Origin of the sequence: Streptomyces angustmyceticus (assembly GCF_040701845.1) — a bacterium.
Lineage (GTDB): Bacteria > Actinomycetota > Actinomycetes > Streptomycetales > Streptomycetaceae > Streptomyces > Streptomyces angustmyceticus_A.
In genome coordinates this window covers 740,778-763,229 of sequence record NZ_JBFBHQ010000003.1, presented here as the reverse complement: position 1 = coordinate 763,229, position 22,452 = coordinate 740,778, and the positions used below count along the sequence as shown (strand labels likewise).

The window sequence follows — 22,452 nt, the reverse complement described above, 5'->3', positions numbered from 1 at the left end:
GCTCAGCGCTCCTCTCGGAAGGTCACGTGACGGCCGGCCACCGGGTCGTACTTGCGCAGTTCCAGGCGGTCGGGGTCGTTACGGCGGTTCTTGCGGGTGACGTAGGCGATAGGGGCCTCCCCTGCTCGAGCGAAGCCGAGAGCTCGGGGAACGGTGCCGGCGGTGGACCGGAGCTTGACGACCGGGCGTAGTTCGTTGCGGGCCATGGGGTTAGTATACGGAAATGGTTTCCATTTTCAATAGGCTCTGACCAGGGCCCCGACCGGAAGGACCGCACCATGTCCGCCCACTGCCAGCTGACCGGCCGCGCGCCGGGCTTCGGCAACTCCGTCTCCCACTCGCACCGGCGCACCCCGCGCCGCTTCGACCCCAACATCCAGCGCAAGCGCTACTGGCTGCCCAGCGAGGGCCGGCACATCCGCCTCACCCTGAGCGCCAGGGGGGTCAAGACCGTGGACACCATCGGCATCGAGGCGGCCGTCGCCCGCATCCGCGCCCGGGGGGAGAAGGTCTGATGGCCAAGCAGAGCAAGATCGCCAAGAACGAGAAGCGCCGCGCGACCGTCGCCCGCTACGCGGCCCGGCGCGCCCTCCTCAAGGCCGTGATCCGCAGCCCGCACACGCCCGAGGAGGAGCGCACCGCCGCCCGGCGCGAGCTCTCCCGCCAGCCGCGGGACGCCAGCGCCACCCGGGTGCGCAACCGCGACAGCGTCGACGGGCGCCCGCGCGGCTACCTGCGCGCCTTCGGACTCTCCCGGGTACGGCTGCGCGAGCAGGCGCACGCCGGGTATCTGCCGGGGGTCCGCAAGGCGAGCTGGTAACCGCGCCGCCGGCCGTCCGGCCCCGGGGGCACCCCCTGGACCGGACGGCCGGAACGTTCGGGTAATACTGGACAGAACGTCCGCTGACCCACCCGACGAAAGCGAGCGCGCCCATGCTCCGCAACGCCTTCGAGCCCTGGCATCTGATCCTGATCATCGCGGTGCTCGTGCTGCTCTTCGGCTCGAAGAAGCTGCCCGACATGGCGCGCGGCCTGGGCCGCTCGATGCGCATCCTCAAGTCCGAGGCCAAGGCCCTCAAGGGCGACGAGGCCACCGAGGCAGCCGAGGCGCCCCGCACCGAGGCACCCCGCGCGGAGTCCGCCGCCCGCCACTGACCACGGGCCCGCCACCGGGAACGGGCTGCCGGCTCCTCAGTGGTCGCCGCCCTCGTCGATCAGCCGCCGCACCTCGCGGTCGATCAGCCCCAGCCGGGCCTCGGCGACCAGCGGCACCGCGCGGCGCTGCCGCCGCGCCTCGGCGAGATCGATCTCGACGGTGATCAGCGAGGGCTCCCATTTCGGCGCCTGCGCGACCACCGCGCCCCGTGGGTCCACCACCCGCGAGCCGCCCCAGAACGCCGCGCCGTGCTCGTTGCCCACCCGGTTCACGAAGACCACCCAGCACTGGAGCATCTTCGCCGTGTAGGACAGCAGGGTGTCCCAGTAGAGCCCGGTGTCCATCGCCTCCGGGTCCAGGCTCGCCGCGCTGTTCGTGGGGATGAACAGCACCTCGGCGCCGTCCTGCACCGCCAGCCACGGCAGCGTTGGCTGCCAGGCGTCGTTGCACACCAGCGTCGCGCCCCGCCCGCCGCTCCGGGCCCGCTTCAGCTCGTAGGCGCGCAGCGACTGCCCCGGACTGACGTGCTTGCGCTCCTCCCAGGCCAGGTAGTTGGGGAGGTAGAGCTTGCGGTGGGCGTGCACCAGGGCGCCGGCCGCGTAGTGCGCCGCGGTGTTGTACGCGCGCAGGCTGGTGTGCTCGTGGAAGCCGACCAGCACGTCGGGGCCGAGGGTACTGAGCTCCAGCAGCCGCTCGTCGTTGGCCTCCAGGGACTCGTCGCGCCTGAGCGCCCCCAAGTGGTAGCCGTGCAGGCTCAGTTCGGGGAAGACGACAAGGTCCGCGGCCTGCGCCGCCGCCTGCTCGATCTGCTCACGGGCGATGGCGAGGTTCGCCGCCACCTCGCCCAGCACACAGTCCGTCTGCGCCAGCGCAACGAGCATGGCCCCACCTCATCGACGCATCGCTTTTGCGGCTTTCACCCCAATTTTGCCAGAGGCCGCAGCAAGCGGCACGGCCCCGCGGTGCTTCCGGCGCCGCCCTGCTCCAAACACCCCGCCCACCGGTCCCCACCAATGAGCGAAAGAACGATCCTTCCCGTGCCGGACAAGGCCCTCACCCGTTGATCCGCACGATCCGTCGTACGTCCCGCAGGGCGGCTTCCAGCCGCAGCGCCGCCCTGGTCAGCGGTACGACGGACCGTGGTCGAGCCGGCCGGCGATGCCGACGGGCGGCTCGACCGGGCGGCCCGGGTCGAGCGGCCCGCCGGACCCGCTCGGCCCGGGCCATCGGACCTCCGGCCACCCCGGCCGCCGCGGCCGGGCCGTGGCTCACCGGCGCCGCGTACCGGACCTGCGCAGCAGCAGCGCCCCGCCCACCAGCAGCCCGCCGCCCGCACCGGCCAGCAGGGCCAGTTCGCCGGGCCCGGTGGACGCCAGCAGCGCGGGGGCCGCCGGGGTCCCGGCACGCTTCTCGGCACCCGCCCGCGCGTCCCGCACGGGCCGCGGCGCGGGCACCGTCCCGGACTCCGCCGCGGGCCCGTGGGCATGCCTCGGCGCCGTCCTGTCCGGAGTCCGCGCCGGCGTCCTCACCCGCCGCGGCGCCGGGGCCGCGTGCTTCGGGGCCGGCCCCGGGCCCTGCCGGTAGGACACCGGCGGCGGTGCGTCGGCCCCGGGCCGCCGGGCGGCCGCGAGCGCCGCGCCGTTCCCGCACGAGGCCCCCATGGCCGGGTTGAGGGCCGCGCCCGCGTCGGCCGAGTTGCCGCACGCATTGACCGGGGTGTCCACGGTCACCTGGAGGGTGTTCCCGGACAGCACCCCGGGAGAGTGCGCCGTGCCGCCCCCGGCGCCGGCATCCGCGTACGCCACCCCGCCGCCGGCGCCGAGCGCGCCCGACGCCGCCGCTGCCACCACCGCCCACGTCTTCAGGCTCTGTCGCATCTCTCGTCGCTCCTTTGCAGTCGGTGCGTACGGCCCGCCGCCCGCACCGCTCGCACGACCGGGCGGCCGGCAGCACATACGCGGCGCCGGCCGCCCGGAGACACAAGCGTGTGGAACGGCCGAGGCCGTCGGCCGTCAGCGGTTGCCGACACCGTTCCCGGACAGGACCGGGATGCCGTCGAGGATGTGCGACAGCGCCTCGTCGCCCTTGGCCTGCGTCGAGTTGTGGACGCACTGCTGGTTCTGCGGCGACGACAGGATGTTGAGGTCCTGGGCCTGGATCGCGGAGAGAGCCTGGACGTTGACCTTGCCCAGTCCGAGGCACAGGTCGTTCAGCGAGCCCTGGACGAGCCCGAGCTGGGTGCTCAGGTTGCCGCGCGTGGTGGAGTTGCCGTAGACCGACGCCGCCCCGTTTCCGTTGACCGTGGTGGTGCCCTTCTGGTCACCGATCGCCATGGCCTCAGGAGCAGCCGCAGCGGACATACCGATCAGCGACGCCGCCACAGCCGCGCCCGCCATCATCTTCTTCATCACGCAAACCCTTCGGTGAAGAAACTCCCGACACGGGAGCCCTGTTTGAACAACCCGCCATGGCGGTCCGAGTTCTGCACCATCACCCGAATAGCCGCTACCAGGACTTCCGAAATGACTGGTCCACGCTTTTCGCCGCCATCCTCGCCTCAATTGGCGTACCGACAATGCGACTTGTCGTGCCGGGCACTCGTTCCGCCGCGCAAAAACAGGGCCCGCGACGCCGATGAACGGAATCGCGGGCCCTGCTCTCGATACGGACGGCATGCCAATGCCCTGGCAGCCCCATCAATCTCACCAGGGCATTGGCATGCTTCCCTCCACACAACATTGCTAACGATCCGGCGCACCGGAATTTCATCACGAGCGAATAACATTTCCGCGCCGGCGCCGGACAGCTGAAACCCGGACCGCCCGGAAGAAGGAGGACCGGGCGGCCCGGGTGCTACTCAGCCGATCAGCGGTTTCCGGCGCCGTTGCCGGAAAGGACCGGGATGTTGTCCAGGATGTGCGACAGCGGCTCGTCGCCCTTGGCCTGGGTGGAGTTCTCGGTGCACTGCTGGTTCTGCGGCGACGACAGGATGTTGAGGTCCTGCAGCAGGAGCCCGCCGGCACCCTGGAGGTTCAGCTTGCCCAGCGCCAGGCAGGGCTTGTTCAGGGAGCCCTGGATCAGGCCGATCTGCGGGCTCATGTAGCCGTAGGTGGTGGAGTTGCCGAAGTACTCGCGCGCGCCGTTGCCGTTGACGGACGACGTTCCGTGCTGGTTGCCGATCGCCATCGCCTGGGGGGCGGCAGCGGCGGCCACGCCGACAATGGAGGCTGCCGCGGCTGCGGTCGCCAAAACCTTCTTGATCATTTTGGTCCTTTGTGTTTCGGGATGCCCTTGGGCCGGGCAATCTGCCCAACTCACCGGGATGCTTTTGGTTGTTCTCATTCACTCAAATGAGCCGGTCGCCCTGATCCGTTGTGCCGATCGGCAGCACGACCGGAAGCCACAGCGGGAATATCCGGGTGCGGTGCGGCACGGTTTCCCGCAATTCCGACGCCGGGAACCACGGAATACCGATACCGCGCCGGACTCACCGGACTCGGCCGGGGCGGCGCATCCACAGCACCGTCACCGCGTCCGGGCCGACGACCCCGTCGTTCACCCGCCGCCGGCGGGACCGGCGCTTACTTGAGCGGAAGACCGCCGAGCAGCGGAGTCTTCTTGGCCGTTCCGGCAACCCCACGGAGCAGCTTCTTCGCATTGGTCGACCTGATCTTGCCTTCCGCGGTCTTGACCGTGCTGACCAGCGGCGTGATCTGGTGGCCGTCCAGCTGCTTGCTGCTCAGCGCGTCGGTGAGCCCGCCATTGAGGCTCATGGTCGGAGCTCCGGGCGGGGCGGCGAATGCGGGAGCGGCCACACCCAGCGCCATGACGGAACCGGCGACAACCGCGGCGGACTTGGCGTACTTCACTTTCAACTGTCCCTTCTCGGGCGGTGCTTGACGGTCCCGCGACACAAGCGCCGCGCGAGCATTCACCTCGACTGCTCGGATCACCGCATTCACGCTGAACAACGAGTGCCGTCTCAGGGAGAAACTCCGAAGTGCGCGCTTCTTGGCAATGCCACCCGAAAGGTGCGGCCGAATTACCCGTCGTGCAGGAACCGGACAGCGACCGGCCCCGATGCACAGGGGGACGCGCATCGGGGCCGGGTCACATGGACACGGCTCGAATTCCTTCGAGTCAGTGGTTCAGGCAGTTGTTGCCGAACGCCGGGTTCAGCAGCGCAACGATGTTGACGGTGTTGCCGCAGAGGTTGATCGGGATGTGCACCGGGACCTGGATGGCGTTGCCGGAGAGCACACCGGGCGAGTTCTTGGCGCCACCCGCGGCACCCGCATCGGCGAACGCCGGCACAGCCGAGCCCACCGCCATGATGGTTCCGGCGGTGATCGCTGCGACCTTTGCGTACTTCACTTTCAGCCCTTCCTTGCAGCGGGTCCGTAGCGAACACGACCGTCGTGTCGCACGGGCGCTGTTCTGCTCGCCCGTAACACCGCTGCCGATATTGGTAACGATTTCTCCTCGTGCACGAAACTCTTGCCGGGAGGTTTTCGGCGGGATCGCCCGAACGATGCAAGACCGTTCCTGGGGATTGCCACCGCGCATACGACGCGGAAAAAACACCGGAGTTCGCGCAGTCGGGGCACCCGTCGAATACGAATTCCTACCGAAAGGGGTCCGGGACAATTCGTCCCTGCGATTCGTAACGGGGTGCCACAGGCCCCGGACCGCTCCGTAAGCGAGAGCCGGCGGTCCAGGCCTGCGGCCGATGGCCGGCTCAGCGGTTGCCGACGCCGTTCCCGGACAGGACCGGAATGTCGCTGAGGATGTGCGACAGCGCCTCGTCGCCCTTGGCCTGCGTCGAGTTCTCGGTGCACTGCTGGTTCTGCGGCGAGGCCAGGATGTTGACGTCCTGCACGTTGGCCAGGACCGCGGCGAGCTGGGCGTTGACCTTGCCCAGGGCCAGGCACGGCTTGTTCAGCGAGCCCTGGACGAGCTCCAGCTGCGGGCTCATCTTGCCCACCGTGGTGGAGTTGCCGAACGCGCTCTTGGCGCCGTTGCCGTTGACCGTGGAGGTGCCGTTGTGGTTGCCGATCGCCATCGCCTGGGGGGCGACCGTTGCCGAGATGCCGACGACGGACGCGGCTACAGCCGTCGTGGCCAGGACCTTCTTGATCACGATTTACCCTTCTCGAAGCGGAGTGCCCGTATCCGGAGCGCACTGGTCAACTCGCTTCTGGGGGTGCGGTTTCGCCGTTTCACCCGAATGCCACGAAACCATAGATACATATCACCGCGTCCGGGCCAAGTACGCCTTCCGGCAGCCTTTTTGGCATTTCAAAGGCCGGTACGAAGAATTCGTACCGGCCTTTGCGGTCGCGGTCCGCCCGGAGGCGGAACGGGCCTCAAGTGCGGTGCGGCACTCAGGCGTTGACGCAGGTGTTGCCGAACGCCGGGTTCAGCAGGGCGATGACGTTGATGGTGTTGCCGCACAGGTTGACCGGCACGTCGACGGGAACCTGGATGAGGTTTCCGGAGAGCACACCGGGCGAGTTCTGGGCGACACCCGCCGCGCCGGCACCACCATGGGCACTGGCCACACCGGCTCCGCCCATGACGGCGATGCCCGCAGCGGCGGACAGGACGGCGGCCTTCGAGACAAACTTCACGGTGAACCTCTTCACTGAGCAGCATTCAGGTTTCTGTACGCGTATCGCTACGCGCCGCTTAGAGCGACAAGCTGCTCAACTCATCAACCGGGGCAAAGGTAGCGGTTCAATCGGGTGAATACCTGGCGCACGTGTCCGAGGGGCACCATTGCCCCGGCATCACGGCTCTCCCGGGAAGCGCGGGGCGTTCCGCCCAGGGCCTCGGTAAACGCCAACTCGGCTGCGACAAAGGCTGATTGCCCTGGAATTCGGTCGGCTCCGGTATCGAACTCGCCCTTTCCTTGCGGCAGAAGACGCCTCGGGGGCCGGGGCCGGGCGGCCGGCTTTCGGATGGGCGGGAGTCGTGTCGTCCGCGCTGGTCAGGGCGATTGTCAGACCCCGGTGGAAGACTCGGGGCATGAGATGGGCGGTGGTGGACACGGGCGACGGGGGTGCTCGCCTCTGCCCGCTCGCGCCGGACGGCCGGCCCGCCGGACCGGTGGTGCGTGAGGAGTCACTCGCCGAGGCCGTGCGCTCACGGCCCGAGGTCGAGCGGTGGGTGTGGCGGTCCACCGCGGAGATCTACCGGCGGCTGCCGGCGGCGGGGGTGCGGGTCGAGCGGTGCTATGACGTGGAGGCCGCGGAAGCACTGCTGATCGGCCATGAGGAGGGGCAGTCGGGCCAGCCGCGCTCGCTGGCCGCCGCCTGGGCGCGGCTGCACGGCCTGCCGGTCCCCGAGGACGCACCGGTCCGCACGGCCGAGACCCAGCCGTCGCTGTTCGAGCCGGGTCCGGTGCCGCTGCCGCCGGGCACCGACGAGCTGACGGCGCTGCTGGAGGTCTACGCCTCCCATGTGGCGCGTACGGAGCGGGCGGAACACCCGGACCGGATGCGGCTGCTGCTCGCCGCGGAATCGGCGGGCATGCTGGTCGCCACGGAAATGGGGCGGGCCGGGGTGCCCTGGCGCGCTGATGTGCACCGCGAGCTGCTCGACTCATTGCTGGGAGAGCGCTATCCGGGCGGCGGGGAGCCGCGCCGGATGGCGGAGCTGGCCGAGGAGGTCTCCCGGGCCTTCGGGACGGGCGCGCGGGTGCGTCCGGATCTGCCGGGCGAGATCATCAAGGCCTTTGCGCGCGCCGGCATTTCGCTCACTTCCACCCGTAAATGGGAGCTCCAGCAGATCGATCACCCGGCGGTGGCGCCGCTGCTGGAGTACAAGAAGCTCTACCGTCTGCACACCGCCCATGGGTGGGCCTGGCTCCAGCAGTGGGTGCACGACGGCCGCTTCCGCCCGGAGTACCTGCCCGGCGGCACGGTCTCCGGACGCTGGACCGCCAACGGCGGCGGCGCGCTGCAGATCCCCAAGGTGATCCGGCAGGCCGTGCGCGCCGACCCGGGGTGGCGCCTGGTGGTCGCCGACGCCGACCAGATGGAGCCCCGGGTGCTGGCGGCCATCTCCCGCGACCGGGGCCTGATGGAGGTGGCCGGCAGCGGTGCGGACCTGTACGCGGATCTGGCGGCCCGTGCGTTCGGCGGCGACCGCGCCCGGGCCAAGCTCGGTCTGCTGGGGGCGATTTACGGCCAGACGTCCGGTGACGCCCTCAAGCACATGGCCGATCTGCGCCGCCGCTATCCGGCCGCGGTGGCGTATGTGGACGAGGCGGCGCGCGCGGGCGAGGAGGGCCGGCTGGTGCGCACCTGGATGGGCCGCACCTGCCCGCCCGCGTCCGTGGCGCCGCCCGACGAGGCGGGCCTGCCCCAGGAGGAGCCGGCGCCGGCCTACGGCGCCGGCTCGGCGGCCGCCCGCGCCCGCGGCCGGTTCACCCGCAATTTCGTCGTCCAGGGCAGCGCCGCCGACTGGGCGCTGCTGCTGCTGGCCGCGCTGCGCCGCGCGCTGGCGGAGGGCGGGCTCCGCGCCGAACTCGTCTTCTTCCAGCACGACGAAGTGATCGTGCACTGCCCCGCGGAGGAGGCGGAGACCGTCGCCGGGGCGATCGCGGAAGCCGCCGCGACGGCCGGGCGGATCGCGTTCGGGGAGACACCGGTCCGCTTCCCGTTCACCACGGCGGTGGTGGAGTGCTATGCGGAGGCGAAGTGAGCGGGGCGGGGCGATGCGGGCGGGGCGTGCGCGGTAGGCCGGGGCTGGTGCGGGCGGGGCGGGCGCGGTATGCCGGGGCGGGGAGGGCGTGCCGAGGGATCTTGGGAGCAGAAGCTGTGTAGGTCCGTACCGAACGAGGAGCGTCCCGTATGAGCGTCCAGCCCGAGGCCAGCCACCGGACCGCGATGCGGGTGCATCCCGAACTCGTTCCGGCCTACGAGGCGTTGCCGCGGTTCTCCGATCCGTACGAGGACATCGAGGCGACGCGCGACGGGTTCCGCGCGATACTGGCCGCTTTTCCGGCCGACCGTACGGGCGTGCGCAGCGAGCGGTTCGGCATCCGGCGGGCGGACGGCAGCACGCTGACGGTGGAGGTCTACCGGCCGGAGGAGGCGGCGGGCGCCGGGCCGGACGCTACCGGGGGTGCCGGAGATGCCGGGGCCGCTCTGCCCGCTGTGCTGCACTTCCACGGGGGCGGGTTCGCCCTCGGGCGGTCGCTGCCCGGGCAGGACCGGGTGGCCATCGAGCTCTGCCGCGAGCTGCCCGCCGTCGTCATCACCGTCGAGTACCGCCTCGCCCCGGAACACCGCTACCCGGCCGGGGTGGAGGACTGCTATCGCGCGCTGGAGTGGGTGGCGGAGCGGGCCGCCGAGCTGGGCGTCGATCCCGCGCGGATCGCGGTGGCGGGCAAGTCCGCGGGCGGCGGCCTCAGCGCCGCGGTCGCCCTGATGGCCCGCGACCGCGGCGGTCCCGCGCTCGTCCACCAGTCGCTGTGCGTCCCGGACCTGGACGACCGGGTGGGGGCGGACGAGGCGGAGGACGGGGAAGGGGCGCTGGATGCGCGGGTGCTCACCGGGCGCGGGGTACGGGCGTCGTGGCGGCACTACCTCCCGGAGGGGGCGGCGGAGGCGGAGGCGTATGCCGCGCCGTCCCGTGCCACCGACCTGTCGGGGCTGCCGCCGGCGCATGTCCTGGTGTGCGATCTCGATCCGATGCGCGATGCGGGGCTGGCCTACGCCCGGCGCCTGATGGACGCGGGCGTGCCGGTCACGGTCCGCAATGTGCCCGGTGCCTGGCACGGCTTCGAGCTGTTCGCGCCGGACACCCGGGTGGCGAAGGAGATGACGGCCCACTGGACGGGGCAGCTGCGGGAGGCGCTCCATCCGGCGTCCCCGGCGGTGGTCTGAGGCTGCTCGGTCCGTCCTGCCGGGTGCGGCCGGGGTGCCTGGGGTGCCCCGGCTCGGCCCGGTGCCTGGAATGCCCGGCTCGGCTGGGCGCCCGATTCAGCCGAGGTGCCCGGAGCGCCCTCCCCCGGGCACCGCCCCGCCGCCCGTGCCCTCGCCGCCCGTGCCCTCGCCGCGCGGGGTCTCGACGGTCGAGATCAGGCCACGGGTGATCCGCACCATCGTCGCGACCAGCAGCTCGCGCGGGCGGTCGGGCCGCTCCAGCCACCACAGGGCGAGCCCGTACAGCGAGCTGCGGATCGCCTCGCCCAGCGGCTCCAGCTCGGCTTCGGGGATGCCGGGCGCGAACTCGCGCAGCAGCGCCATGTCCGTCTCCCGCTGCCTGCGCTGCAGCTCTTGATGGAAGGCCGCCACCTGCGCGTCCCCCGTGGTGTCGCGGAACATCATGCGCCAGGTGTACGGATGGCTCTGCACATACCCGAACCAGGCGTCGTACATCGCCGTCAGGCGCGTGGCCAGATCGCCCGCGCCGTGGACGAGTTCATGGATCGGGGCGGCGGCCAGCTCGTCGCGATGGCGCTCCAGCAGCGCGAGGTGCAGCTCCTGCTTGGAGTCGAAGTGGCGGTAGAGCATCGGCTTGCTCAGGCCCGCTCCGGCGGCGATCTCCCCGATGGTGGTGCCCGCGAAGCCGCGCTCCGCGAACAGCCGGGCCGCGGTGTCCTCGATACGCGTCCTGGCCTCGGCGCGTGCGGCGCGGCCCCGGTCGATGTCGCTCATGCGCTCCCACCCTGCGATCTGGCGTGTTCCGGCTGGTGATTTCGGCTCGCCCCGTCGGCTCGATTGGAGGATACTGGGTCGTGTACCGCTTGGTATACGCAGCAGTAGACCTACTCGCAGACCGCTGGTGGACCTCACTCGGCGGGACCAGGTACGGGGGCTCAACGTGATCGTTTCCGCCCATTTCGCCGACGTCGGTGTCCGCGCCACGCGCGCCCTCCTCCGCGAACGGCCACGGCCGGACACCACACCCGGCCTCCGGTACGCCCAGACCACGCTCACCGGCATCATCGCCTCCGGTCCGCCCGTGGTGCGCCCCGGCCGGGCCGCGCTGCTCGCCGCGTGGGATGACGATGCCGCGCTCGACCGCTTCCTCGCCGAGGACCCGTTGGCGCGACGCCTGGCCGACGGCTGGCACGTACGGCTGCGGCCACTGCGGCTCGCCGGGTCCTGGCCCGAGATGCCCGTCGAGATCGAGCCGGGCGCCGCGCGCGACGAGGAGGACGGGCCGGTCGTCGTCCTCACCCTCGGGCAGCTGCGGCTGCGCCGCGCCCTGCCCTTCCTGCGCGCCAACTCCCGGGCCGCGGGCCGGGCCGCGGCCGACCCCGCGATGGTCGCCTCGGTCGCCCTGGCCAGACCGCCCCGCTTCGTCGGCACGTTCTCCGTCTGGGGGAGCACGTCGGCGATGTGCCACTACGCCTACGGCACCGACCGGCCCGCGCACCGGGAGGCGGTCGGGGAGCACCAGGAGAAGCCGTTCCATCACGAGGCGGCGTTCCTGCGGTGCCGGCCCTACGGCGCCCAGGGCCTGTTGGACGGGCGGGAGCCGGTGGCAGCGGCGGTGCGGGCGGCACGGGCTTCGTAGAGGGGGCGGTCCAGTGGCCGGGGGGCCGGCGGTCCAGGTGGTCCGGCGGCCGCCGGGGGGCCGGCGATCGCGATCCGCGTGGCCCGGGCACGGGAGGGGCGCCGCGGGCTCGTGCCGATCGGCCTGGAGACCGCCTGGGCTCCCCGTGAGAGCCGATCGCGGGCGGACGGAGGCAGTAAGGCGAGCCGGGCAGGGCCGGCCGGCGTGGGCCTGCAACGACAGGGCAGCCGTTGCTCTGCGATCCCGACCGGACGCGACGGCCCGGGCGAGGGGGCGTGTGGGGCCCACCCGGGGCCCGGCCGCCAGGCGCTCGGCGAGTTCGCGCCACCGGCCGGCTCCCGCGCCACCGGCCGGCTTCGGGCTCGCCGTCCGCGGCGAAGAGCTTCCCGGGAGGCACGGGACGCGTTTCAATCCCTGGGACGACGAGATGAGTTGGCGGCGGAGAGGAGCGGGCGGAATGAGTGCCGAGAACGGGACGAGCGCGGGAGCGGGTACGGGGACGGGCTCCGGAGCAGGTGCCGGAGGAGGCGCCCAGGCGGGTGCCGGAAGGGGTGCCGGGGCGGGTGCCGGGGCGGGTGCCGGAAGGGGCCCCGGCTCGGGCGCCGCGGGTGACGCCGGAAGCCGTGGACATGGCACGGGCGCGGGTGCGCACGGCGGTGAGCCGGAGCGCCCGGGCGGCCCGGAGCGCATCAATCCCCCGCATCTCGCGCCGCCGACCGGGTTCAGCCATGCCGTGCGCGCCGCCCCGGGCGCCATGGTCTTCCTCGCCGGGCAGACCGCTCTCGACGGAGCGGGCCGGATCGTCGGGGACGGCATCGTCGAGCAGTTCGAGCGGGCGCTGACGAACCTCCTGGACGTCGCGGCGGCGGCCGGGGCCCGCCCTGCCGACCTCGTCAAGCTCACCGTCTTCGCGGTCGATGTCGCCGACTACCGCAGCCGTGCCCGCGACCTCGGTGCGGTGTGGAAGCGCCTGGTCGGCAGCGACTACCCGGCGATGGCCGTGATCGGTGCCACCCGCCTGTGGGACGAGACGGCCCTCGTCGAGATCGAGGGCATCGCCGTCGTCCGCTAGCGGGTGCGGCGCCGGCGCCCGGACGCGCCGCCCCGGCACGCGCCAGGGGCGCTCGCCCCGCCGGTCTCCCGGCGGAACGAGCGCCCCTGGCGCTGTTCATGGACGTACGCTGCCGTCGCCCACCCGCTCACGCGTCCTCCCGTTCCGGACGGCCCGCGGCCCCGGACGAACCGTGCCTCACGCCGCTCGGCGCGAGGCACGCCCCCGGACACAGGGCACAGGACGCGAGCCACGAGGTACGACGCACGACCGCTCGTCGCCGGCCCTCACCGCCCGGTACCGCTCGTCCGGATGGCGACCGGTCACTTCCGCTCGCGGGCCATCCCCACCGGGTCCTTCTTGAAGGCCCAGGTCATCTTGGGCTCCATGGCGAACCGGAAGATCCGCTGCACGGGCGGGGTGCACAGCAGTGTGATGACGGTGCCCGCGATGAGCGTCAGCAGCACGGCGCCCCACGGGGTCTGCATCCAGTCGGCGTCGTACCAGTCCCAAAAGCGCGACCCCTTGGCGAGGAAGCCGTGCAGCAGGTAGCCGTAGAGGGTGCCCGCGCCCAGCGCCGTGCACCACATCGTGCGCCCGGGGATCCAGGCGAAGAAGCAGGCCACCAGCACCAGTGAGCAGCCGAACATCGCCAGCGTCATCACCGCGCCGCTCCACCACGGGGCGGCCAGTTCCTGCGCGGCGTCGCGGTGGTAGAACCAGGCGGCGTTCATCCGCGGCGCCGCCCAGTACGCGAAGACCAGCGCGGCCGCGAAGACCGGTACGGCCAGGATCCGCGCCTTCTTGCGGCGCACGAGCTTGAAGTGCTCCGGCCGCAGCGACAGCCCGATCACGAAGAACGGCAGGAACTGCAGCACCCGCTGGAGGTCCAGGTCGTCGCCGATGTCCGGGGAGACGGACGCGAGCACGGCGACGGCCAGGGCCAGCGGAACCGGCCAGCGCACGATCTTCCACAGCGGAGTGGTCAGCCGCCAGATGAACAGCGCGGCCAGGAACCAGGTCAGATACCAGGGATCCATCAGGCTGATCGGATAACCCGGATCGTCGTCCGCCCACCTCTTGAAGAGCGTGTACGCGACTTCGAAGAGGATGTAGGGAACGGCGACCCCGGTAATCAGCCGCTGCAGCCGGTCCTTGCGCATATCGAAACTGCGCGAGAAATAGCCGGAGATGATGATGAACGCCGGCATGTGGAAGGCGTAGACGGTGATGTAGAGAGCCGCGGCCGCGCGGCTGCCGTCGCGCAGCGGCTCCCAGGAGTGGCCCATCGCCACGAGCACGATGGCCAGGTACTTCGCATTGTCGAAGAACGCGTCGCGCGGCTTCGCCTTGGCATCCGCCGCGTCGGCCTTCTTGGCCCGGTCCGCGCCCCGGCTCTTGGCGTGGCCGGGGGACCCCGCGCGCGAAGTGCCGTGCGCAGACGCAGGCTGACGGTCCGTCGGCGCTCCGGAGGAAGTGCCCGTGGCGGTCGTCGCCGTCGCCGGTGCCATGGTCGCCGTCGCGCCGCCGGTCCCGGCCGCGCCCGTCGGACTCAGCTCATCGTGCGGCATCCGCCGTGGCGGGGGAAGCGGCACCCGCCGTTCGCCGTATGCCGGAAAGTCGTTTTTCAAGGAGCCTCCCGGAACGTTCCCAGAGGAGGAGCTGGACGCTGGCCCGCACCGGGCCGCAAATCGGAACCCAAAAGCCAAATCCTGCGTCTTAGTTCTTTTACGGGGAGTGTGGCGGCGTCGAACATCCCAGGCACCTTAGCCCCGCGGCGGGAATCACGTAAATCCCCGACTGCGGCGGGCCACACGCGCCGCATCCGCCCTCCACAGCTCCTTCACGCACCGTGGACGGCCGCGTGGCCCGGATCACGGCCCGGCGCCCCGCGGGATACGGACAATGCCCCGCGAATCCCCGGCCCTTGCCCGCTATTCAATAACACCTTCGACCCCTCGGGCTCTCACCGACCGCGCGCTGGTGTTCTTCGCCACGTCCCACGCATAGACCTGCAACGGGCGCCCGTGCGGGCCGCGCAGCCGGTGCACGGCCGCCAGCCAGCGTGAACTGATCGCGGAAGCACGGGGGTTGATCTGATCGGCGAACCGCGCGTAGCCGGCCAGTTTGTCCAGGCCCGGCGCCCCGAGAATCCCCGTACGGACCTGCGGCGCCGCCTCGTGCACGGCCTTGACGCACGGCACGGAGAAGCTCTGGACCACCAGCCGGCTGCGGACATGGGCCCGGTCCAACCAGCCCCGCTCCCGCAGTTCGCGCAGGACCTGTGCAGCGATTCCCGGGTACTTCTCCGGGGCCTTGATCTCCAGCAGAAGGCGCTGCCCGTTGTGGTCCAGGCGGCGCAGATAGGCGGCGAGCGTCGGCACCCGCTCGCCGGCGAACCGCTTGCCGAACCAGCTGCCGGCGTCCAGCCGCGCGATCTCGGCGGCCGTGAAGTCCCCCACCCGCCACGGCGCCCGCCCGGGAAACACCTTCGCGGCGTCGGTCGTCCGTTCCAGCGTGGCGTCGTGCAGCACCACCAGGCGGCCGTCCTTGCTGCGCTGCACATCGTTCTCCACCCATATGAGTCCGCGGCGGTGGGCGGCGTCGACCGCGGCGAGGGTGTTCTCGGGTGCGTAGCGCGAGGCGCCGCGGTGGGCGATCACCAGCGTCGCCGCGGTGCCGGGGCCGGCCCGCGTCCCGCTGCTCACGGCGACGTCCGCGTACTCCTCGGGGCCGGACGCCATCGCGGACGACACCACCGCGGCCGTCACCAGGTAGGCGACCCCGACGGCGGGTATCCGCAGCGATCTCCTGAGCATCCGGCAGCCTCCTGGTCCGCGCACCCGCGGACGGCCCCGTCCGCGTCCGTTCGCCCCCTGAGGCCCTTCCTTCCGTCCAGGAATACGGCTTTCTCCTCAACATGCCCGCACCGCCCGCCGGCCGCCACGCGAGGAGCGCAGCGGGCGCGGGGGCTCCCTCCCGACGACGACCACGTTTGCCCAGGTCAGCATGGTCGGGAGGGGGGCCGCGGGGGGCGTGCGGCGGCTTCCTGGTGAGCCCTCCATCCGTGTGTGCGCGGCGGCGGACGGGCGACGTGGCGGACGGGCGAGACGTCCACCGGCCTGCTGCCCGAGGCCGCCGCCGACCGCCCGGCCGCCCAGCCGTCCCCCGGCCTGCGCTCTGCCCGTCCCGCGGCCGCCCCGGCCCCGTCCGCTCCCGTATGTAGATCACGTAACAGCCGTCGATGGACGGCTGTTACACGGCTGACAGGCCACCGAGAAGCGCCGCTCATAGCTTCTGACGCGCCGACCGATCCCGATCAACGGAGCGAGAGCCATGAACCGCACCACGAATCCGACCCGGCGCCACAGGACGGCGATAGGCGCCGCGCTGGCCTGCGTCGCCGTCCTCGGCACCCTCGCCACCGCCAACGGCGCGAACGCCGCGGCCCCCTCGGCGCACACCGCGCACCCGGCGCGTGCCGCCCACGCCGCGCCCACCCCCTACGTCATCAACCACTACGGCGAGGAGAACGCGGACAGGGGGCGCGCCGAGCGCCGCCCCGCGCACCTGGTGCTCTCCGAGTTCACCTCGGCCGGGGACCTCCACTGGAAGCAGTGGGGCGCGAAGCAGGCCGTCGCCACCGGCGAGGTCACCGGCAACTGGTGCCTCGAGACCTGCCTCGACAAGCCGCTGAAGGCCACCCTCACGCTGTCCGGCCCCAAGACCGTGCACGGCAAGAAGGTCTTCTCGTCCTTCACCCTGAAGCTGGCCGGCGGTTCCGGTAAGTACGATGCCGAGGACCTCCAGGGCAAGCGACCGCTCGCCACCGGCTGACGGAGAAGACTCCCGATGAACAAGCCCGCGGCCGTCGCCGCCCTCGCGCTGATGCTGACGGCCGCGGGCCTCACCGGGTGCGGCACCCCCGAGGCGCCCCACGTCGAGGGGCCCGCGCCCAGCCCCGGCCGGGTCCCCGGACCGGTCTATCTCTCCGACACCCTGGGCCATCCGCTGACCCGCCCCACGCAGTTCGCCCTCAGCGAGTTCTCCTCGGTCTCCCGGCTGAGCTGGCGCTCGTGGGGCAAGCCGACGGCCGTCGCCACCGGGCGGGTGAGGGGGATGTGGTGCATCCCCCACTGCCCGGCGAAGGGGTACCCGGCCACCATCGAGGTCGGCCGCCTGCAGCGCCGTGAGAACGTCTCGTACTACACCCACGCCGTCGTACGGTCCCCGCACCGCCTCCCCGGGGCGGCGGCCGAGCTGAGCAACATCCGCCTTCCCCTCCCCGAGCCCTAGGAACGCAAGCGATGACCGATGTGCTGCTCGTGGAGGACGACCCCCTGCTGCGCGAGGCCACCCAACTGTCCCTGGAGCGCTACGGATACCAGGTGCGCACGGCCGCCGACGGCCACGCCGGGCTGGCGCGCTTCCGGGAGCACGCGCCCGACGTCGCGCTGCTGGACGTGATGCTGCCGCGCCTCGACGGGGTCAGCGTGGTGCGCCGCATACGGGAAGTGAGCCGGCTGCCGGTGCTGATGCTCTCCGCCCGCACCGACCCGGTGGACGTGGTCCTCGGTCTCGAAGCGGGCGCCGACGACTACCTCACCAAGCCGTACGACATACCGGTGCTCGTCGCCCGGATACGTGCGGCGCTGCGCCGCACCACGGACTTCGCCGAGCCCGTCGCGTACGAGTCGGAGACGCTGCTGCGGTTCGGCGACCTCACGGTGGACACCGCCTCCATGGACATCCACCGGGCCGGGCGGCTGCTGGAACTCACGCCCACCGAGCGCAGGTTGGTGCTGGAGTTCGCGGCCGAGCCCGGGGTCGTGCTGTCGCGGACCACGCTGCTGGAGCGGGTGTGGGACTACGCGTGCGGCGGCGATCCCCGGGTCGTCGATGTCCATGTGCAGCGACTGCGCGCCAAGATCGGCCACGGCCGCATCGTCACCGTCCGCGGCTTCGGCTACAAGCTCGCCCTCTGACCGCCATGGGGCTGCGCACCAAGACCGCCCTGGTCATCGCCGGCACGGCTGCGATCGTCGCCACCCTCATCGGACTGCTGGTGCACCAGCTCACCGGGGAGGACCAGCAGAGGAACGCGGCCCATGTGGCCGACGCCCGGCTCGTCGAGGCGGTCGGCGACTACGCCTCCGGCATCGACGGCGGCGCCCTGATCAATCCGCGGGACCTGCCCGCCGCCCTGCGCCGGACCGTCACCGACCGTCCCGTGCGGGCCACCTTCCTGCAGCGCGACGGCGGCTCCGGGGCGCCGGTGCTGTGGGCCGCCACCCGCAGCGGCCACGACGTCCTCGCCGTCCGGCGCTCCTACGCCCCGCAGGCCCGTGCCCTCGCCGATCTCGACCGGGTGCTGCTGGGCTCCGGCGCGTCCGTCACCGCGCTCGGCTGTGTGCTGGGCGTGGTCGCGGCGGCCGGCGTGGGACGGCGGATCGCCGCGTCCGCGGACACCGCGCAGCGGATCGCGGACGGCGATCTGACGGACCGGGTCCGCCCGCGGGGCAAGGACGAGATCGCCCGGCTCGGCGCCGCCGTCAACACCATGGCCGATGCCCTCAGCGCCCGGCTGGAGGCCGAACGGCAGGTCACCGCCGATATCGCCCATGAGCTGCGCACGCCGGTGGCGGGGCTGGTGACCGCCGTCGGGCTGCTGCCGCCGGGCCGCCCGGCCGAGCTGGTCAGCGGGGGCGTGGACACCCTGCGCAGCCTGGTCGAGAACGTCCTGGAGGTGGCCCGGCTCGATGTGCCGGGCGTCGAGCAGGCCCAGCGCGAGGAGATCCGCACGGGCGCGCTGGCGCACCGGGCGGCCGCGCTGGCGGGCGGGGACGTCGAGGTGGTGGTGCGCCGCGAGGCGCCCGTGACGACCGATCCGCGCCGCGTCGAGCGCATCCTGGCCAACCTGGTCACCAACGCCCGGCTCCACGGCGCCCCGCCCGTCACGCTGGAGGTCGACGGGGCCGCCCTCCGCGTCCGCGACCACGGGCCCGGCTTCCCGGCCGACCTCCTCACCCACGGCCCCCGGCGGTTCCGCACCGGCGCCCGCGAACGCGGCGCCGGCACCGGCCTGGGCCTCACCATCGTCACCGGCCAGGCGCGGGTGCTGCACGCCAGGGTGACGTACGAGAACCCGGCGGGCGGCGGGGCGTTGGCGATCGTGGACCTGGCTCCCGGGAGCCCGTAGGCGGCCGCGGGGGTACCGGTGTCGGGGGGATTTCCCGGAGAAACGTATGGCCCCTCCCTTTCGGGCCGCCGTCGCGGCACGGCGGTCCGCAACGGCGTGCGCGTATCCCGGCAACGGAGTTTCCCGGCGCCGGCGTTGCGCACATTGCTTTCCCCACGCCCTTAAGCGCCCTCCGCAATGGCGTTGCGGAGGGCGCACAGGGACCTTTTGAGGCCGCGACCGGATTCGAACCGATGTAAATCGCTTTGCAGGCGATCCCCTCAACCACTCGGGCACACGGCCACCACAGGCAGCACGCGACAGGAAACCATGGATCGTTGAAGACGCTCCACATTTCCGGAATGCAGGATTCCGCCTCTCGGCTTCCCCTGCCGTGCCGCCGAAATACTGCCGCAATACTAGCGAGAGCATGTTCCGTTCCGTCAACAGTCGTCCGGATGTCGAGAAAGGGGAGGGCGGAAGCCGACCGTCCCGCAAGATTCCCAGGAGGGGCTGTCCGGCCACATAAACCGCTTCGACCTGCGGTTCTTGATAGTTGTAGCCGACATCCGGCCACAACGATCGCCTTGCTCTTGCGATTTCCGGAGCGCCGCTGGTACTTCTTTGGCACGCGCTGACGACGCAACGTCAATTCATCTCGTAGCTGGCTTCTGTGCGCGCATGGGGGGAGCGTCCGCAGGGGGGCGAGCCGGCAGGCGACTCCCGTACTCCCAGATGTGCGCGGCTACTTCTTCAGGCACCTGTGGGGGTTAGTCATGACCGCGTTAACTCATTCATGGTTCAAGGACATCGACCTGAAGCGCCTCGCCGAACAGGCGGGAACTCCGGTCTTCGTCTACAGCGAAGCGCAGTTCCGGAAGAACCTCGGCCGGGTCAAGGACGCCGCCGCGGCGGCCGGCCTCGGCGAAAGGGTGGAGCTGTACATCCCGTTCTTCCCCAACTCGAATCCGCATGTCCTGGAGCCGCTGAAGGACGTCGACGGCGTGGGCATCCTCGTCCAGCTGCCGAGCGAGTACCGGATCCTGCGCGAGTTCGGGTTCGAGAAGTTCATCGTCTCCCCGGGACACGTCTCCGACCGCGAGATCGCCTTCTGGGACGAGACCGGACACCCGACGTTCCTGGCGAGCCTCGACGAGGTCTCCTACTCGCTGCGCACCAACGCCCCGACGATCAGCGTCCGGATCGACAGCCTCGACTCCGGCAAGCCCGGCATCAAGTACGGGGAGCTGGGACAGCTCGCGGCCCTGCTCAAGGAGTACGAGCGCGACCTCGAGGGCCTGGAGGTCTACTGCGGCAGCGGCAACTCCCTCGAGGAGATGGTCGGCATCGTCGAGCAGGTCTTCAGCATCTACCTGGAGCACTTCCCCACCGCCCGGTCGATCAACTTCGCCGGCGGTCACGGCTTCGACTACGACGCATGGACCGAGTCGGAGAAGCACTTCGACTGGCACGAGTACTTCCGGCGGATCGCGCGGTCCGCCGCCCGCATGGAGATCCCCGAGGACGTCACGTTCCTCTTCGAGCCGGCCCGGGACGTGCTGGCCGACACCGGAGCGCTGCTGCTGGACATCGAACGCAGCGTCATCACCACCCCCGTCTCCAGCATCCTGGTCACCAACGGCTGCCGGATGCTGATGCCGTCGGCCCAGCTGCGGGACCGCAACCACAACGTGGCCTTCCTCGACTCCGCGATGCAGGAGGTCACCGGCGGGGCGACCACGAGCGCCGCGGTGCGCGGGCGCACCATCCTGCGCAACGACTACATCCTCCCCGGTGACGTCCAGGTCCCCGAGGGCGTCGGCGCCGGCTGCCACCTGGTGATCCTCGACGTGGGTGCCTACTGCGCCACCCAGCACATGGAGTTCCTGAACGTCCCGCCGGCCGCCGAGGTGCTGATCGCCGCCGACGGGACCATGAACCTGGTCACCTCGGCCGGCAGCGAACTCGACAAGTGGCGCCACCTCCTCACCGAGAAGACGCCGCTCAAGCAGTAGTCGCCCGGCGACGGCACGCGGCGTGGGCCTCCCGCGCACGCCGCGAGCCGCGCCCCTCGGCCCGCGGACCCCGCCGCGGCCGCTCCGTTCCCCGCCGCTCCACTCCACCGCCGCGGCAGCCGCGCGCTGCCGCCCAAGGAGAAATCGATGTCCGCGCAGATTGCCGAGACCGGTGACCCGGCGGAAGCCGCCGCACCGCAGGCTCCCGAGTCCGTCCCGTTCGACCTGTTCCTCACCTGGCTCGACGAAGCCGGCGCCGCCGAGGTCAACGACCCCAACGCCATGGCGCTCGCCACGGCCGACGCGGACGGGCTGCCCGACGTCCGCATGGTGCTGCTCAAGGACCACGGCCCCGAAGGCTTCGTCTTCTTCACCAACAGCCGCTCCGGCAAGGGCGCCCAGCTCGACGCCAATATGCAGGCCGCCGCGGTGCTCCACTGGAAGACCCTGCGCCGGCAGGTGCGCTTCCGCGGACCGGTCGAATGCGTCACGGACGCGGAGGCCGACACCTACTTCGCCTCCCGCGCCCGGGACAGCCGCATCGGCGCCTGGGCGAGCCGGCAGTCCCGGCCGCTCTCCGGCCGCGCGGAACTCGATGCGGCCGTACGGCACCAGGCCGCCCGCTTCGAGGGCGAAGAGGTGCCCCGGCCCCCGCACTGGACCGGCTACCGCATCCGCCCGGTCCACGTCGAGTTCTGGTCGGACCGGCCGTTTCGCCTGCATGAGCGGCTCGTTTTCAGCAGGGAGAAGCCCGACGGCCCCTGGGACCGCGGCCACCTCTACCCGTGACCACCCACCGCTCCACACACCCCTGGGACAGCACCATGTACTTCACGCACGCCGACGCCATCTGGAACACCCACCCGGACCTGCGGGCCCTGGTCGTCGTCGCGGACCACGTCCGTGCCGCCAAGAACGACAGCGACCGCCTCGGGGACCTCGCCAAGAGGGTCGAGGAGCGCCAGGCCGCCGCCGGCGAGGCCGAGATGCCGGAGATCGCCGCATGGCGCGAGGCCTTCTCGCGGATGGGGCTCAAGCCCACCCAGTACCGGTGCGCCTCCGAGGCCCTGCTGCGGCGCTACCGCAAGTCGCAGGACATGCCGTCGTTCCACCCCCTGGTCGACTACCTGAACTTCGTCTCGATGGCCTTCGGCATCCCGATCGCCGCGTTCGACTGCGCCCACGTCACCGAGGGCATCACCGTCCGGCCGGCCGACGGGTCGGAGACCTACCAGACCTTCCAGGGCGAGACGGAGCACCCGGCCGTGGGCGAGGTCGTCTTCGCCGACCCGGAGGGCAACGCCCACGCCCGGCGCTGGACGTACCGGCAAAGCGCCCGGTCCGTGGTGTCGGAACAGACCGACCGGGTGCTGATGGTGATCGAGGCGCACCACGCGTCGGCCGCACAGGACCTCGCCGCCCTCAAGTCCGAGCTCGACCTGGGCCTGGCGGGCCTCGGCGTCCGCGTCACCGGCTCGGCGATGTTCGACCCCGCGCAACGACGGCTGGAATTCTGAAC

General features: G+C 71.7%; 26 protein-coding genes and 1 tRNA gene. 14 read left to right on the top strand and 13 right to left on the bottom strand.

Annotated elements, in window-relative coordinates; translation table 11 throughout:
• Positions 1-2: 2 nt before the first annotated feature.
• Positions 3-206, bottom strand: a complete 204-nt coding sequence (gene rpmG, locus AB0411_RS10815; RefSeq protein WP_366416897.1) for a 50S ribosomal protein L33 — start codon at positions 204-206, stop codon at positions 3-5.
• Positions 207-278: 72 nt separating this feature from the next.
• Here rpmG and rpmB point away from each other — a divergent pair, with 72 nt between their 5' ends.
• From rpmB to tatA, 3 genes are all read left to right on the top strand, one after another.
• Positions 279-515: a 50S ribosomal protein L28 gene (gene rpmB / locus AB0411_RS10810; protein WP_366416896.1), complete on the top strand. Its 237-nt coding sequence runs from the start codon at positions 279-281 to the stop codon at positions 513-515.
• Positions 515-820, top strand: a complete 306-nt coding sequence (rpsN, locus tag AB0411_RS10805) for a 30S ribosomal protein S14 (protein ID WP_366416895.1) — start codon at positions 515-517, stop codon at positions 818-820. The genes rpmB and rpsN overlap by 1 nt, the downstream gene beginning before the upstream one ends.
• A 113-nt stretch (positions 821-933) precedes the next feature.
• Positions 934-1,155 carry a Sec-independent protein translocase subunit TatA gene (tatA, locus tag AB0411_RS10800; RefSeq protein WP_366416894.1) on the top strand — a complete coding sequence of 74 codons (222 nt, stop codon included), beginning with the start codon at positions 934-936 and terminating at the stop codon, positions 1,153-1,155.
• 36 nt (positions 1,156-1,191) lie between these two features.
• Here tatA and AB0411_RS10795 read toward each other — a convergent pair whose 3' ends face one another.
• From AB0411_RS10795 to AB0411_RS10760, 8 genes are all read right to left on the bottom strand, one after another.
• A complete protein-coding gene (locus tag AB0411_RS10795; protein ID WP_366416893.1) occupies positions 1,192-2,037 on the bottom strand; it encodes a nitrilase-related carbon-nitrogen hydrolase in 846 nt (281 codons plus the stop codon).
• Positions 2,038-2,424: 387 nt separating this feature from the next.
• Entirely contained in the window at positions 2,425-3,033 is a 609-nt protein-coding gene (locus tag AB0411_RS10790) for a chaplin (protein ID WP_366416892.1), read from the bottom strand.
• Between the two features lie 135 nt (positions 3,034-3,168).
• Positions 3,169-3,564 carry a rodlin gene (locus AB0411_RS10785; RefSeq protein WP_366416891.1) on the bottom strand — a complete coding sequence of 132 codons (396 nt, stop codon included), beginning with the start codon at positions 3,562-3,564 and terminating at the stop codon, positions 3,169-3,171.
• 457 nt (positions 3,565-4,021) lie between these two features.
• A complete protein-coding gene (locus AB0411_RS10780; RefSeq protein ID WP_366416890.1) occupies positions 4,022-4,420 on the bottom strand; it encodes a rodlin in 399 nt (132 codons plus the stop codon).
• A gap of 317 nt (positions 4,421-4,737) precedes the next feature.
• Positions 4,738-5,109 (bottom strand): hypothetical protein, encoded by a 372-nt coding sequence (locus AB0411_RS10775; RefSeq protein ID WP_403146081.1) that lies wholly within the window; start codon positions 5,107-5,109, stop codon positions 4,738-4,740.
• A gap of 187 nt (positions 5,110-5,296) precedes the next feature.
• The gene (locus AB0411_RS10770) at positions 5,297-5,530 is read right to left on the bottom strand and encodes a chaplin (protein WP_366416889.1); all 234 of its coding nucleotides are present in this window, start codon (positions 5,528-5,530) and stop codon (positions 5,297-5,299) included.
• 364 nt (positions 5,531-5,894) lie between these two features.
• Positions 5,895-6,296 (bottom strand): rodlin, encoded by a 402-nt coding sequence (locus tag AB0411_RS10765; protein WP_366416888.1) that lies wholly within the window; start codon positions 6,294-6,296, stop codon positions 5,895-5,897.
• A gap of 244 nt (positions 6,297-6,540) precedes the next feature.
• The gene (locus tag AB0411_RS10760) at positions 6,541-6,732 is read right to left on the bottom strand and encodes a chaplin (RefSeq protein ID WP_403146168.1); all 192 of its coding nucleotides are present in this window, start codon (positions 6,730-6,732) and stop codon (positions 6,541-6,543) included.
• A 451-nt stretch (positions 6,733-7,183) separates the two neighbouring features.
• Between AB0411_RS10760 and AB0411_RS10755 the strand changes: the two genes are divergently transcribed.
• A complete protein-coding gene (locus AB0411_RS10755; RefSeq protein WP_366416886.1) occupies positions 7,184-8,863 on the top strand; it encodes a bifunctional 3'-5' exonuclease/DNA polymerase in 1,680 nt (559 codons plus the stop codon).
• A gap of 149 nt (positions 8,864-9,012) precedes the next feature.
• The gene (locus tag AB0411_RS10750) at positions 9,013-10,050 is read left to right on the top strand and encodes an alpha/beta hydrolase (RefSeq protein ID WP_366416885.1); all 1,038 of its coding nucleotides are present in this window, start codon (positions 9,013-9,015) and stop codon (positions 10,048-10,050) included.
• A 96-nt stretch (positions 10,051-10,146) separates the two neighbouring features.
• Here AB0411_RS10750 and AB0411_RS10745 read toward each other — a convergent pair whose 3' ends face one another.
• The gene (locus AB0411_RS10745) at positions 10,147-10,824 is read right to left on the bottom strand and encodes a TetR/AcrR family transcriptional regulator (protein ID WP_366416884.1); all 678 of its coding nucleotides are present in this window, start codon (positions 10,822-10,824) and stop codon (positions 10,147-10,149) included.
• A gap of 166 nt (positions 10,825-10,990) precedes the next feature.
• Between AB0411_RS10745 and AB0411_RS10740 the strand changes: the two genes are divergently transcribed.
• Together AB0411_RS10740 and AB0411_RS10735 are read left to right on the top strand one after the other, a co-directional pair.
• Positions 10,991-11,689, top strand: coding sequence for a spheroidene monooxygenase (locus AB0411_RS10740; RefSeq protein ID WP_366416883.1), 699 nt, complete (start codon positions 10,991-10,993; stop codon positions 11,687-11,689).
• A gap of 688 nt (positions 11,690-12,377) precedes the next feature.
• A complete protein-coding gene (locus AB0411_RS10735; protein ID WP_366416945.1) occupies positions 12,378-12,761 on the top strand; it encodes a RidA family protein in 384 nt (127 codons plus the stop codon).
• A gap of 302 nt (positions 12,762-13,063) precedes the next feature.
• Here the strand turns inward: AB0411_RS10735 and AB0411_RS10730 are convergent, their stop codons facing one another.
• Both AB0411_RS10730 and AB0411_RS10725 read right to left on the bottom strand, forming a co-directional pair.
• Positions 13,064-14,311 carry an acyltransferase family protein gene (locus AB0411_RS10730; RefSeq protein ID WP_366416882.1) on the bottom strand — a complete coding sequence of 416 codons (1,248 nt, stop codon included), beginning with the start codon at positions 14,309-14,311 and terminating at the stop codon, positions 13,064-13,066.
• Between the two features lie 363 nt (positions 14,312-14,674).
• Entirely contained in the window at positions 14,675-15,559 is an 885-nt protein-coding gene (locus AB0411_RS10725) for a glycerophosphodiester phosphodiesterase (protein ID WP_366416881.1), read from the bottom strand.
• 517 nt (positions 15,560-16,076) lie between these two features.
• On the opposite strand from AB0411_RS10725, the gene AB0411_RS10720 reads away from it, so the two are divergent.
• From AB0411_RS10720 to AB0411_RS10705, 4 genes are read left to right on the top strand one after another with little or no spacing between them, the layout of a single operon-like run.
• Complete coding sequence (locus AB0411_RS10720) at positions 16,077-16,577, top strand: hypothetical protein (protein ID WP_366416880.1); 501 nt, start codon at positions 16,077-16,079, stop codon at positions 16,575-16,577.
• 15 nt (positions 16,578-16,592) lie between these two features.
• A complete protein-coding gene (locus AB0411_RS10715; protein WP_366416879.1) occupies positions 16,593-17,036 on the top strand; it encodes a hypothetical protein in 444 nt (147 codons plus the stop codon).
• An 11-nt stretch (positions 17,037-17,047) separates the two neighbouring features.
• Complete coding sequence (cseB, locus tag AB0411_RS10710; protein WP_366416878.1) at positions 17,048-17,725, top strand: two-component system response regulator CseB; 678 nt, start codon at positions 17,048-17,050, stop codon at positions 17,723-17,725.
• Positions 17,726-17,730: 5 nt separating this feature from the next.
• A complete protein-coding gene (locus tag AB0411_RS10705; RefSeq protein ID WP_366416877.1) occupies positions 17,731-18,939 on the top strand; it encodes a HAMP domain-containing sensor histidine kinase in 1,209 nt (402 codons plus the stop codon).
• A 210-nt stretch (positions 18,940-19,149) separates the two neighbouring features.
• Here AB0411_RS10705 and AB0411_RS10700 read toward each other — a convergent pair.
• Positions 19,150-19,221 (bottom strand) — tRNA-Cys (locus tag AB0411_RS10700).
• A gap of 473 nt (positions 19,222-19,694) precedes the next feature.
• On the opposite strand from AB0411_RS10700, the gene AB0411_RS10695 reads away from it, so the two are divergent.
• From AB0411_RS10695 to AB0411_RS10685, 3 genes are all read left to right on the top strand, one after another.
• A complete protein-coding gene (locus AB0411_RS10695; RefSeq protein WP_366416876.1) occupies positions 19,695-20,933 on the top strand; it encodes a hypothetical protein in 1,239 nt (412 codons plus the stop codon).
• 147 nt (positions 20,934-21,080) lie between these two features.
• Entirely contained in the window at positions 21,081-21,722 is a 642-nt protein-coding gene (gene pdxH / locus AB0411_RS10690; protein ID WP_366416875.1) for a pyridoxamine 5'-phosphate oxidase, read from the top strand.
• Positions 21,719-22,450, top strand: coding sequence for a B3/B4 domain-containing protein (locus AB0411_RS10685; RefSeq protein ID WP_366416874.1), 732 nt, complete (start codon positions 21,719-21,721; stop codon positions 22,448-22,450). The genes pdxH and AB0411_RS10685 overlap by 4 nt, the downstream gene beginning before the upstream one ends.
• Positions 22,451-22,452: the final 2 nt, after the last annotated feature.

Bases quoted from the DNA above. Each gene is read 5' to 3' on its own strand.
- AB0411_RS10745 (WP_366416884.1), bottom strand. From the start codon at position 10,824: ATGAGCGACATCGACCGGGGCCGCGCCGCACGCGCCGAGGCCAGGACG.
- AB0411_RS10720 (WP_366416880.1), top strand. From the start codon at position 16,077: ATGAACCGCACCACGAATCCGACCCGGCGCCACAGGACGGCGATAGGC.
- AB0411_RS10780 (WP_366416890.1), bottom strand. From the start codon at position 4,420: ATGATCAAGAAGGTTTTGGCGACCGCAGCCGCGGCAGCCTCCATTGTC.
- AB0411_RS10730 (WP_366416882.1), bottom strand. From the start codon at position 14,311: ATGCCGCACGATGAGCTGAGTCCGACGGGCGCGGCCGGGACCGGCGGC.
- AB0411_RS10725 (WP_366416881.1), bottom strand. From the start codon at position 15,559: ATGCTCAGGAGATCGCTGCGGATACCCGCCGTCGGGGTCGCCTACCTG.
- AB0411_RS10750 (WP_366416885.1), top strand. From the start codon at position 9,013: ATGAGCGTCCAGCCCGAGGCCAGCCACCGGACCGCGATGCGGGTGCAT.
- AB0411_RS10705 (WP_366416877.1), top strand. From the start codon at position 17,731: ATGGGGCTGCGCACCAAGACCGCCCTGGTCATCGCCGGCACGGCTGCG.
- pdxH (WP_366416875.1), top strand. From the start codon at position 21,081: ATGTCCGCGCAGATTGCCGAGACCGGTGACCCGGCGGAAGCCGCCGCA.
- AB0411_RS10760 (WP_403146168.1), bottom strand. From the start codon at position 6,732: ATGGGCGGAGCCGGTGTGGCCAGTGCCCATGGTGGTGCCGGCGCGGCG.
- tatA (WP_366416894.1), top strand. From the start codon at position 934: ATGCTCCGCAACGCCTTCGAGCCCTGGCATCTGATCCTGATCATCGCG.
- AB0411_RS10755 (WP_366416886.1), top strand. From the start codon at position 7,184: ATGAGATGGGCGGTGGTGGACACGGGCGACGGGGGTGCTCGCCTCTGC.
- AB0411_RS10715 (WP_366416879.1), top strand. From the start codon at position 16,593: ATGAACAAGCCCGCGGCCGTCGCCGCCCTCGCGCTGATGCTGACGGCC.
- AB0411_RS10785 (WP_366416891.1), bottom strand. From the start codon at position 3,564: ATGAAGAAGATGATGGCGGGCGCGGCTGTGGCGGCGTCGCTGATCGGT.
- rpsN (WP_366416895.1), top strand. From the start codon at position 515: ATGGCCAAGCAGAGCAAGATCGCCAAGAACGAGAAGCGCCGCGCGACC.
- cseB (WP_366416878.1), top strand. From the start codon at position 17,048: ATGACCGATGTGCTGCTCGTGGAGGACGACCCCCTGCTGCGCGAGGCC.
- AB0411_RS10790 (WP_366416892.1), bottom strand. From the start codon at position 3,033: ATGCGACAGAGCCTGAAGACGTGGGCGGTGGTGGCAGCGGCGGCGTCG.
- rpmG (WP_366416897.1), bottom strand. From the start codon at position 206: ATGGCCCGCAACGAACTACGCCCGGTCGTCAAGCTCCGGTCCACCGCC.
- AB0411_RS10695 (WP_366416876.1), top strand. From the start codon at position 19,695: ATGACCGCGTTAACTCATTCATGGTTCAAGGACATCGACCTGAAGCGC.
- AB0411_RS10795 (WP_366416893.1), bottom strand. From the start codon at position 2,037: ATGCTCGTTGCGCTGGCGCAGACGGACTGTGTGCTGGGCGAGGTGGCG.
- rpmB (WP_366416896.1), top strand. From the start codon at position 279: ATGTCCGCCCACTGCCAGCTGACCGGCCGCGCGCCGGGCTTCGGCAAC.